A 10,970-nucleotide genomic window follows, 5' to 3' on the forward strand; every position below is an offset into this window, starting at 1 on the left:
AACGAATCAAATGAATCTAAATTATAACCTAAGCACAACGGGTCTCCATTTTTCGGGGCAATCTCAATTCCGCTTCCGCTGGCAAAGGCCACTTTCAACCAATACGAAAAGCTTAAAGAATTGGGACTCGGGCAGCTCGATAAATCGGCCGTTGCGGAACTTACATTTCCGGGAAGAGCGGGATTACCCAAAGGCTGAGCGAAAGCCTCATGTTTACTCCGGAATAAATGAACTTCATCACCCGTCCGATATAGGATTAACCCGATATCTTTTCTCTTGAGATTACGGGATCAAATTAGCTCAGACGGCTTTCCATGATAGACCTAATCATAATAACTATTTATTTCCTAGCATCGCTGTTTTTATTTTCGTACGGCGTAAACTGTTATGTGATAGTATGGCTCTATCTTAAGACATTTAAAAAAGGCAGGGAAACGAATGCGCAAATCGAGCAGGCCAATCTGAATATTTGGAACGATCCTCAAAGTCTCCCCAAGGTAACAACTCAAATTCCACTCTATAATGAGTTAAACGTTGCAGAGCGAGTTATGCGGGCGGCAGCGGCTATGGACTACCCCGCCGGCATGCACGAGGTACAGGTTCTCGACGACTCGAATGACGAGACCTGTAAGCGCATAGATGAAGTAGCAGAGCTCCTTCGCGGCGAGGGCGTGGATATAACCATTGTTCGCCGAGATAACCGGAATGGATACAAGGCCGGTGCGTTAGAGGAAGGAACACGCCAGGCAAAGGGAGAGCTATTAGCCGTTTTCGACAGTGACTTCGTCCCTCAAAAAGACTTTCTAAAACGCATGGTCCCCTTTTTCATCAATGACGCCAAAGTTGGATTGGTCCAGGCACGTTGGGGTCACTTGAATAAGGACTATTCCTTACTCACCAGGACCCAATCATTGGGTATCGACGGTCATTTTATTGTCGAACAGAGTGCGCGCTCATTTTCGGGATTATTTATGAACTTTAACGGCACGGCCGGCATTTGGAGAAAACAAACAATTGAGGATGCGGGCGGATGGCAACATGACACCCTTACTGAAGATCTCGACCTATCCTACCGAGCCCAGTTGGCTGGTTGGAAAGCAACCTTCGTTCCGGATGTCATCGTACCGGCTGAGGTGCCGGAAACGGTGGCTGCCTTCAAAAGCCAACAGTTCCGGTGGGCAAAAGGATCCATTCAAACGGCGATCAAGCTATTCCCCAAACTCTTAAAATCCGACCTGAGTTTCTTTCAAAAAGTCCAAGCCTATTTTCACCTGACACATTATTCGATTCACCCCTTCATGGTGATGCTTGCGATATTGGGATTACCGGTAATTCTTGCAGCAGAAACCAAGATTACCACAGGCATGTTTCTCGGAATCGGTAGCTTGATGAGTCTAGCGACATTCGCGCCGAGTACGCTCTATTGGTTTAGTCAGAAACAAGCGGATATACATTGGGCCTGCAGACTAATTGGAATCCCAATGCTCATGTTCACCGGTGTAGGTATCGCGATATCCAATACGCGTGCAGTTCTTGAAGCGATTTTCGGCATACCAAGCGGATTTATCAGAACACCTAAAAGAGGTGATAAAGGGCTGAAAAACTATTCGGTCAAGATGCCAATTCTTCCGGTACTTGAAATCTTATTAAGCGCATACTGTTGGTTTTCCATTGTGCAGTTTTTCCCATTGAAGAAATGGTTCGTCGCGCCCTTTTTAGTTATTTACGCCATCGGCTTTGGTTATATTGGGATTCTCGGATTGATTCAAGGAACCGTAATCAGTCGATTGACCGGGCGAAGTAAGAAGCCAGAAACCGCACCTGCAACCGCCTAAGGCGAATACTTTGAATCAGTTCCTGCGGCCATTCGTTTTTAGTGTTTCGGTTCTTGTTTTTCTGGGATTCACGCTTGCAGCTGGCCTGACTGATTCTTTGGCGGAAGATGCTTCCTCCCTCATCATCTATTACATTGGGATGGCGATTACCGGAACATTGGTTTGGGCATTTTTCCCAGATCTTCGTAACCCAAAGAAATCCGTTTTTATCATTGTAGGCCTTGCGGTTATTAGTCGTTTGCTAATGGCGGGATTTCCGACCAGCGACGACGTGAATCGATACCTTTGGGAAGGGAAACTCCTCCTGGAAGGCGAGAGTCCTTACTCGATGAATGCCGATGATCCCGCACGGGAGCAATATCGGGATAGATTCTGGGAAGGCATGAATCATCGCGATAAAACGACCGCCTATCCTCCTCTCTCTTTGGCAGTATTTGCCGGACTCAATTTGGTTAGCTACAATCTTTGGATCTACAAACTGTTCTTCGGCTTGATGGATTTGGCAGCCCTGGGAATCATTATCCGAATATTAAATACAAGAAACCTTCCACTTCGAAACAGTCTGATCTACGCCCTGAGTCCGTTGACAATTATTTCCTTTAGCGGTGAGGCGCATTTCGACTCTCTCTTTATTTTCTTAACCCTCTCATCCCTTTATTTATTTGAAAAAGACAAGACATCGCTTGCCTGGATAATTCTTGGGCTTAGCATCCAAATAAAAATCATAAGCGTGCTTCTAATCCCATTACTCTTTTGGAAGAAACGCTCAGTAAAGGCACTCTGGATTGTGGTTCCGTTAGCCCTACTCTCTCTGCTTTTTTTAAATGATTTCCCAAACCTGATAAACGGGATCCTTCACTACGGTGGAAGTATGTCCCATAACGGTTCGTTGAATCATCTATTTATTGATTATCTCGGAAGTCGAGAGTCCGCTTCAAAGCTGTCCGCGCTGATCTTAATGGTGGTGGTGCTTGTTGTTACAATTCGGATTAAGGATGTTCTGAAAGGTAGTTTTATAATTTTTGGTAGTCTAATTCTGCTTTCACCAACTGTCCACTATTGGTACCTAACTTGGGCGCTACCATTTGTGGTATTTTTCCCAACCTTGCCATGGCTGTTTTTACTAGCGCTTTCAGCGTTTTATTTTTCGGCCTGGGCGCAATTTGGAAAGAGTGGTGAATGGTATCAGCCGATGACTTATCTTCGGATCCAATGGATTCCCTTCTACATATTATGGGTTCCGTTATTTCTACGGAGTTTACGGAAACTATTGCACAAACCCATAACAGAGAAAACCAATACTCTTTCAGTTGTCATTCCTACATTGAACGAAGGTGCCCATTTGAACACATGCCTTTCGTCAATTGAGCAATCTTCCATAACCGTTGACGAAATAATAATCGTTGATGGTGGTTCCACAGACGATACCAGGTCGATGGTCAAAGGAAACCGCGTGCAATTACTTAAAAGCGAGATGGGACGAGGATATCAGATCGCAAAAGGTGTGGCCCACAGCAACTCCGATGTAATTTTGGTCCTCCATGCAGATGCTCAGATCAGCCCAGGGGCTTTGGAGAAGATGATGCACACCTTGAAACTAAATCCTGAAATCGTTGGCGGAGCCATTGGGCAAAGGTTCATGAACACCAAACCAAAACCGGTTCTGCTCTTAGTCGAAGCGTTGAATGACCTGCGAGCATTGTGGCAGGAAAACAGCTTTGGTGATCAAGGACAATTCTTTAGACGCTCAACCATAGAAAGGTTGGGCGGTTTCCCAAGCATTCCATTGATGGAAGATGTCGAGTTAACAGCGCTTCTCAAAAAGGAAGGAGATCTGGCGTTATTGGATTGCGACATTGTGTGTTCAGCCCGGAGATGGGAAAAGGACAAAGCCTCCAGCAGGTTTCTACAAGTCTTGTCATTAGTAATCCGGTACAAAGTGCTCAAGCTGTTTGGCAGAGACCCTTCGAAGCAATTATTTAAGGAATACTATTCACGCTGACTAAAGCAATGGAGCAATTAGCCGGGCCGCTTCTTCGAAAATTTTTCGCACCTTGGGAGGATTTAATTCCCGTTGGTTTCCGAAGGGACGACAACGATCGCACAACCAATCGAGCCATTTGATAATGGGTTCAATATCCTCAAGAGATGTGTGGATCATACCAATCTCGAAATTCACAAATAGGCTGCGAATATCAAAGTTCGCTGACCCGTGCAGCACCAACTTCCTGTCAGAAAGTACGAGCTTCGCATGAACCATCCCCTCCGTAAATAACTGTATTTTCACACCGGCCTGGTGCAATTCCCTTAAGTATTGAGTTCGAGCAAAATCAACAAGTGCCCAATTCGATTTTTCCGGAAGAACGAGCGTAATTCTTTTTCCTCGATGCGCCTTCACGATCAAGGAACGCAGGAGCACTTCATCGGGAATAAAATACGGAGTCACAACAATTAACTCCTCGTTGAATTCCTGGATAATATTTACCAGACGCTCGTAAAGGAGATCACCCTCCACATCAGGGCCACTTGCAATTCCTGAAACCTTACTTTGACCTTGAGAGTTGGGAGCTTCGACAATTAAGCCCGAAATATTATTGAGTGATTGCTTACTGGCAAACGCCCAATCCGATATAAAAATACCATTCAAATATTCAACCACGGGGCCTTCATAAGTCGCTCCAAGATCATAGAAACGCTGAGTATCGGGATTGCTGCCCATGAAACGAGTATCAAGATTTCGTCCGCCCAAAATACATTTCCGATTATCAAATACAGCAATTTTCCTGTGATTTCTCAAATTCGCCCACCCATGCGTTTGAAAAGGAAAAGCTGGCATGAAAGTGAACACTTCTCCTCCTGCCTCTTTGAGCCTGGCGATCTCTTTCTTTGGTCTTCGAAATGAACCTAGTGCGTCCACCAAAAGGCGGACATGGACACCTTGCCTGGCTTTTTCTGTTAATAATTGAAGGATTTCCTTACCCACCTCGTCGTTAGCAAGTATGTAAGTCAGAATATGAATCTCCCGATCGGCCTCGTTGATCGCCCTACAGAAGTTGTGGAACGCAATTTGACCGTCCATCTGGAATCTTACTTTATTTCCGGCGGAATCGAACTGATCGCAAACAGGATAAATACTAGGCGCTGAATCGGCTGCCTGGGTTAGAAGTCCTTTTGTCTTAATCTTCTTTTTTAACTTCCTTCCACCAAAGATAAAGTAGAGAGGGACACCCAGCGGTGGAGTCAAAAGGATGAAAAAGCTCCAGGCGAAAATGCTGCTAGGTCTTCGCTGCTCGCGGAAAATCCGCAATATAATCACGATCGCCAAAAAGAATCCAATAACGACGACCGCATTGGAAAATAAACCGCCAAGAATCAGCTGAAAGGATTCGAGGAGCCAGTCCCAGATACTTTGGATTTTTTGAACCATGGATGGGATGAATTCTAAATGGGGACAAAACTAATGCTCCTTAAATATCAATCAGGCAAACAAAAGACTCTCCCATTTCTGAGAGAGCCTTTTTGACTGTTACTTCGATGAAATTTAACTCCAAGTGTAGCCTTTGGGCACTCGAACAACGGTCGTTCCAGCAATTTTATCGTGCCAGGATTGATTGTCGGGATCCCAGCCTGCCCAGAAAAAGCCCAGGCAAAGTGGTAAAAAGGATACGATCGAGCTGAAACTCCTAATAAATGAAGTAGACCAATCCATAGGTTCCCCTGAAATTTTCTGAACCCGTAAGCCCAAAGCCATACCGCCGAGCGTCGAACCTTTCCAGCCCCAGAAAACAATAAAGTAAACGAAGAAAGGAACCAGTGGTATTGCGATTTCCAAAATAGAAGTGATCAAAGAAACCAAGATGATATCAATAATGGTAGCTAAGGTTCGCCACCAAAATCCAACTCTTGAGAATGTAACTGCAGTGGCGCTGTCAATTTGACTCAAAGCAGTGCCCGGTTGAACAGGTGCCTGGTTGTATTGAGCTGCTGACCCTGATTGAGCCTGTTGTGAATGGGGACCTTGCAATGGAGGTGGTGTATTTCGCTGGTGTTCAGCTTTTCTTGAGGAAATGGAATCGCCGATTGCAATGCAGACGGCTCCCAGACCCAAGATAGATAAAATGATCCAGAGGAAGAGGCCAAAAAATGGGATCATGTAGAGCGAATAGACAACGAGGCCTCCGATCAGAATAGAAAGAATGGGGTTCTCCAGAAATGAAACCCGAATAGCCCGCGCAATTTGCCTACCTATGAAAACAAACGAAACGGCTTTTCCAAAAACAGCTATGGAAAGAAGTGCAATATCGAGTAACGGAATAAGCAATATTCCGATGATGGTAAGTACCAGAATTATTGCGAAAGGGATGTATAAAGCCATGACCAGTACCCCAGCAAAGAATGATTGAAGGGGTTTGTCTTCGATCGCCTTCCGGCTCTTTTCGATTTGCCGCGGAAACAGTGCGCCCAACAGAAGATAGAAAATTAAAAATATTCCTGCTACGTACAGCGTAATTCGGACATTCGGTGAAATGGGCCGACCAAGAAAAACGCACTCATGGATAATTAAAGGAAGCTCTTGGAACCGATCTTCTAATTCAGGGCTGAGGAAGGGGATATTAACCGTTTGACGGTCAATTTTGGAATCCGGGTGTCGAGAAATTCGCCCACCAATAACAACCACCTCTCCGTCAACTTCTGCCTCGGGTCCCAATTCTGCAGAACCCATGATGACAATAAAATCGCCATCGACATAACCGTTAAGTTCAGATTTTCCCATTATAGTCACCATGTCGCCATCCACATAGCCGGAAGAGCTGGAATTTCCACCAATGGTTATCATATCTTTCGATCTCTCGTTCGGACCCAAAGTACTGTTATCATTAAATACGATCACATCGCCCCGAAAAACAGTTTCAGCTTCTTCTTCCTTGGCTATGTCCGCCTCAACCGCAGGAACCAGAACCTCTTCGGGTTGAGGTTGAATTTGCTCAGTTTCTTCTTGGGCCCGAAGCCCGAAGGTACAGGAAGCCAGTATCAGAGTTAAGGTTGGGTATAGAATTTTCATAACTAAATTGCGTTGTGGGAAGTAATTGAATCACTGCCCTTGGTAAGCCTGAACAAAACGGTGCCAACTCCGGCACAGGAAAAAGCGGAAAAGAAGAATAGCGCGGCCGCCACAGAATATAACGCTGGCGCTGGGACCATATCGACAACTTTGACTAAGGCATTGCCGAGCGTACTCAAAATACTGATTCCGGAATTCACTCCCTGAATCTCTCCCGCAAATTGATCGCTGCTAAGCAGGCCGAGAACCATGCGGAAAATGTCATTGCTGAAATAAGTTGTCAGAAAAACAAAACAGGCCGATATGGCCACGACGGGCCACTTCAGTTGAACAAACCAGGATAACCTTACCGATTCTTGTTCTTGGGCAACCAGTGCCATGATATTCGGAAGTAAGGTTTTTGGCGCTTCACGCTCAGGAAGACTGTTGAGGGACCGGTCCAACAGCCGATCCAGCTTATCATCATTATTTTCAGGCGTTGAATTCATGAGTATCCTCCATGGTTCTAGATAGTACTTTTTTGAGGGCCTGACGCCCTCGGGAAATATCAGTTTTTATTTTACTTAGCGAAACTTTCATTTGGCTAGAGATCTCGTCGTAGCTCAGGTTTTCAAAATGATACAAAACGAGAGGTACGCGCTGCTTTTCAGGAAGCGTCTCAAGCGCATTCGACAGGATTTCACTCCTGTCCAGGTTGTCCAAATCGACGTTACTGGTTTCATCCTCAGGCAAAACGATTTCGCCATCATCTCCTTCATTACCGCGTTTACTGAATTGGTCCGTAAAAGTAGTCCATCGATTGCGATAGCGGGTAATATGATTTATGCACAAATTCCGCGTTACTGTTTTCAACCAACCCCCGGCCGTTTCGCTTCCCGAAATGGATTCGTAGTGTTTGAAGGCGCGTAGAAATACCTCCTGTGCGATATCTTGAGCGTCGGTTTCATTGCCCAATATCCGAACTGCAGTTGTATAGACCATATTCTGATAACTTCTCACGAAGTTCTCAAAGCCATTTGTTGATGTCATTAAAGGTGTTTCCCATCCGAAATGGATTGTTACAGAAAGAACCCAGCTGGGCAGGGAAAGTCGCAGTCGAATAAAAAAATAGAGCAATCACCATAAACAAATCATTATCAATCGATAAGAATATTTTTAAAATAAATCGAAACAACAATTTTTGCATTCAAGAACCCTTCGCTTGATATCTTGCATATCAGCTGTTTCCCTTACCCTCCTTAAAATCATGCCGAAAACAAAGAAACTTATATCATGGAACGTAAACGGAATCCGCGCAGTTTTGAATAAAGGCTTTTCCGACTGGATGGCCAGGGAAGATCCAGACGTCCTTTGCCTCCAGGAAATTAAAGCAATGGAGAATCAAATAGATTACGATTTTCCTGGCTACCACGAGCATTGGTACTCAGCCGAGAAAAAAGGATATTCAGGTACGCTGGTTTTGAGCAAAGTTAAGCCACAGTCAGTTAGCTACGGATTGGGGATCCCCGAACACGACCAAGAAGGCCGGGTCATTACGGTGGAGTATGCCAACTACTTTCTTGTAAACGTCTACACTCCTAATTCAAAAAAGGAGCTGCAAAGATTAAACTACCGTACTCAACAATGGGACGCTTTGTATCTAAAGCACCTCAAGGAGCTTGAAAAAACCAAACCTGTCGTGACCTGCGGAGATTTCAATGTCGCCCATAAGGAAATCGATTTAAAAAATCCGAAAACGAACCAACGTAATGCTGGGTTCACCATTGAAGAGCGTACGGCCTTCGATAATTACATTCAATCGGGCTTCATTGATACATTTAGAGAGTTCAACCAGGAACCTGATCAATACACGTGGTGGAGTTATCGAATGGGCGCTCGAAGCCGCAATGTAGGTTGGAGAATCGATTACTTTCTAATTTCTCAAAACTTGAGGACGAAATTGAAAAACGCTTTTATACTAAACGAAGTCATGGGATCCGACCATTGTCCCGTAGGAATAGAGATTTTATAATCCACGGTAGAACATGCGTCTATCAAAGTCATTTACGGATTCGCATTTGAGCTCTATAAACATCAACTCGGACCTCTCTTTCACCTAACAATCCTCCATTGTCTTATCAGGAAGCACTCGCCCTTGAGGTCACAATATTCAAAATCAAACAACATCCACCCATTGCTCCCTATGCTGTGTTTGGGTTGATGTTCAGTCTATTTATTTTCGCTTCGGTTTGGATACTTCCTGCTATTGATTCCAATAAATCCGCCCGAGGATTTCCCACTGAAATGAACCATTATGTGGACTCTTCAGGTGGCGCAGTAGCATCATACCAATTCTGAGATTGGCGCGCAGGATACTTCTTCTACGCGGATCGGTCTATCCCCATTTGATTAGTCCAACAGATCTTCAACGCTATTGGAAAGAGCAGTCTCTCCCTTTCATACTTGTTGAAGATGACTGGAGGTGGGCGATCTTCTTCCGGATAACAAACGTGTATGGCAAGGAAAGATCGGTAACACAGAGGCCTTTCTCTTTTCAAAAATTTCCAATCATCTAGAAGACCGAGAACTTTGTATCCGTCCGGCGTTTTAAATGCCCTGAACTTTCCACTTGTCGGGGGTAAGGTTGGCCGGCCTGGGATTGGTCATGGAAGGAAGCCTGGTCAGGATGTCGGTAAAGTATGCCTGAGGTTCGATGGCGTGGCGTTTGCACGACTCGATCAGAGTATAGATCACCGCACTGCGATGGCCAACCCTGGGATGTCCTATAAACAACCAGTTTTTGGCCCCGAGTTTGCAGGGCCGGATACTTTGTTCGGTGAGGTTGTTATCGATACGGGTTTGAGGATGATCCAGTTCGCGCCGTTCGGCTTCCAGCTCCGCCAGGGCCAGTTGCAATTGCTCATCGCTAACGGTTTCTCCCTGTTTGCCACCGAACAGTTTGCGCTTCAGTGCCGCGATTTCCCACTTGAGTTTTTCGATGCGATGATCCCGCTCTGCTATCAACTGTTCCTGCTCTCGAGTCGTGCGCTTACTCGTTTCGAGCTGGTGCTCCAGCACCGCATTGCGGCTTTGGATTTCATGCTGCTGCTCAAGCGTAAGCATGTTTTGAATACAAACATAAACACGCTCTAATTGCCAGCCAATAGGTGCTTCAACCGCAACTTTTTTACGTCTCCACCCACCAGCAAACAGGCCAGCTCTTGCGCCGTTAACTGCTGGCGACCTGGGGATCTTCCGGCCAGTCAAAGCGATGGTGATGCAAGCGGCGCGTTCCCACCCAGGTTCCTTGATTGTCCACACTGAGAAACTTCAATAGATTGCGCCCGCGATTGCTGAACAGATAAAGTGCGTCTTGATCAGGCTTACCCACCAACGCACTCAGCCCGGCTGCGCCCTTGCGCAAATCCACCACACCCCCATACACATAACACCGTTCCGATTTTGAAACCTCCATCCATACAGAATTTAAGAATACCTTGCTTTAGAAATGCCTTTGCCGATTCTAGCCGAAGACCGTACAAAAAAAGACCCGGATTTTCCTTTCGGAAAATCCGGGTCATAATACTGGCAATAACCTACTCTCGCACAGCATCGAGGCTGCACTACCATTGGCGATTGAGGGCTTAACGGCCGTGGTCGGAATGGGAACGGGTGTTTCCCCTCATCCATGGTCACCAGAGTGGTTCATGACGTGTATATAGTTATTGCCTACGTCATAAGATCTGAAAGCAGATCAGAAAAATTAGTTAAACTGCGTGGGTGCTACAAACGCCTGCCTGTAGCGATGTTAATCAAATCTCACGGGTCATTAGTACTAGTAAGCTTAATCCATTACTGAACTTACACATCTAGCCTATCAACCTGGTAGTCTACCAGGACCCTTTAGTACCCCGAAGGGTAAGGGAGATCTCGTCTTGGGAGTAGCTTGGCGCTTAGATGCTTTCAGCGCTTATCTATTCCGTGCTTAGCTACCCGGCGGTGCCGTTGACACGACAACCGGAACACCAGAGGCACGTCATTCCCGGTCCTCTCGTACTAAGGAATGAACCCCTCAAATCTCCTACGCCCACAGC

General features: G+C 45.7%; 9 protein-coding genes, 2 rRNA genes and 1 pseudogene. 4 read left to right on the forward strand and 8 right to left on the reverse strand.

The genetic code is table 11. The features are described from left to right. Positions 1-66: 66 nt before the first annotated feature. From O3C43_22685 to O3C43_22695, 3 genes and pseudogenes are all read left to right on the forward strand, one after another. Positions 67-198: pseudogene (locus O3C43_22685) on the forward strand (NAD(P)-dependent oxidoreductase). 116 nt (positions 199-314) lie between these two features. Beyond that, the gene (locus O3C43_22690; protein MDA1069299.1) at positions 315-1,835 is read left to right on the forward strand and encodes a glycosyltransferase; all 1,521 of its coding nucleotides are present in this window, start codon (positions 315-317) and stop codon (positions 1,833-1,835) included. 10 nt (positions 1,836-1,845) lie between these two features. Next, positions 1,846-3,837, forward strand: a complete 1,992-nt coding sequence (locus O3C43_22695; protein MDA1069300.1) for a glycosyltransferase — start codon at positions 1,846-1,848, stop codon at positions 3,835-3,837. On the opposite strand, the gene O3C43_22700 is transcribed toward O3C43_22695, so the two are convergent. The 4 genes from O3C43_22700 to O3C43_22715 all read right to left on the reverse strand — a co-directional run bounded on the left by O3C43_22700 (position 3,838) and on the right by O3C43_22715 (position 7,926). Then, a complete protein-coding gene (locus O3C43_22700) occupies positions 3,838-5,262 on the reverse strand; it encodes a phospholipase D-like domain-containing protein (protein ID MDA1069301.1) in 1,425 nt (474 codons plus the stop codon). Positions 5,263-5,376: 114 nt separating this feature from the next. After that, entirely contained in the window at positions 5,377-6,897 is a 1,521-nt protein-coding gene (locus O3C43_22705; protein MDA1069302.1) for an RDD family protein, read from the reverse strand. 2 nt (positions 6,898-6,899) lie between these two features. Continuing rightward, entirely contained in the window at positions 6,900-7,385 is a 486-nt protein-coding gene (locus O3C43_22710; GenBank protein ID MDA1069303.1) for a hypothetical protein, read from the reverse strand. Beyond that, positions 7,369-7,926 carry an RNA polymerase sigma factor gene (locus O3C43_22715; protein MDA1069304.1) on the reverse strand — a complete coding sequence of 186 codons (558 nt, stop codon included), beginning with the start codon at positions 7,924-7,926 and terminating at the stop codon, positions 7,369-7,371. Before O3C43_22715 ends, O3C43_22710 begins: the two co-directional genes overlap by 17 nt. A gap of 217 nt (positions 7,927-8,143) precedes the next feature. Here O3C43_22715 and O3C43_22720 point away from each other — a divergent pair, with 217 nt between their 5' ends. Next, the gene (locus tag O3C43_22720; GenBank protein ID MDA1069305.1) at positions 8,144-8,908 is read left to right on the forward strand and encodes an exodeoxyribonuclease III; all 765 of its coding nucleotides are present in this window, start codon (positions 8,144-8,146) and stop codon (positions 8,906-8,908) included. Between the two features lie 575 nt (positions 8,909-9,483). Here the strand turns inward: O3C43_22720 and O3C43_22725 are convergent. From O3C43_22725 to O3C43_22740, 4 genes are all read right to left on the reverse strand, one after another. Continuing rightward, a complete protein-coding gene (locus O3C43_22725) occupies positions 9,484-10,143 on the reverse strand; it encodes a transposase domain-containing protein (GenBank protein MDA1069306.1) in 660 nt (219 codons plus the stop codon). Continuing rightward, on the reverse strand, positions 10,106-10,351 hold the full coding sequence (tnpB, locus tag O3C43_22730; GenBank protein MDA1069307.1) for an IS66 family insertion sequence element accessory protein TnpB: 246 nt from the start codon (positions 10,349-10,351) through the stop codon (positions 10,106-10,108). The genes O3C43_22725 and tnpB overlap by 38 nt, the downstream gene beginning before the upstream one ends. Before the next feature lie 108 nt (positions 10,352-10,459). Continuing rightward, positions 10,460-10,576 (reverse strand): 5S ribosomal RNA (gene rrf / locus O3C43_22735). 108 nt (positions 10,577-10,684) lie between these two features. Then, a 23S ribosomal RNA gene (locus tag O3C43_22740) occupies positions 10,685-10,970 on the reverse strand; the annotation flags it as partial.

This window comes from Verrucomicrobiota bacterium, from assembly GCA_027622555.1.
Lineage (GTDB): Bacteria > Verrucomicrobiota > Verrucomicrobiia > Opitutales > UBA2995 > UBA2995.

Bases quoted from the DNA above. Each gene is read 5' to 3' on its own strand.
- O3C43_22690 (MDA1069299.1), top strand. From the start codon at position 315: ATGATAGACCTAATCATAATAACTATTTATTTCCTAGCATCGCTGTTT.
- O3C43_22700 (MDA1069301.1), bottom strand. From the start codon at position 5,262: ATGGTTCAAAAAATCCAAAGTATCTGGGACTGGCTCCTCGAATCCTTT.
- O3C43_22705 (MDA1069302.1), bottom strand. From the start codon at position 6,897: ATGAAAATTCTATACCCAACCTTAACTCTGATACTGGCTTCCTGTACC.
- O3C43_22710 (MDA1069303.1), bottom strand. From the start codon at position 7,385: ATGAATTCAACGCCTGAAAATAATGATGATAAGCTGGATCGGCTGTTG.
- O3C43_22715 (MDA1069304.1), bottom strand. From the start codon at position 7,926: ATGACATCAACAAATGGCTTTGAGAACTTCGTGAGAAGTTATCAGAAT.
- O3C43_22720 (MDA1069305.1), top strand. From the start codon at position 8,144: ATGCCGAAAACAAAGAAACTTATATCATGGAACGTAAACGGAATCCGC.
- tnpB (MDA1069307.1), bottom strand. From the start codon at position 10,351: ATGGAGGTTTCAAAATCGGAACGGTGTTATGTGTATGGGGGTGTGGTG.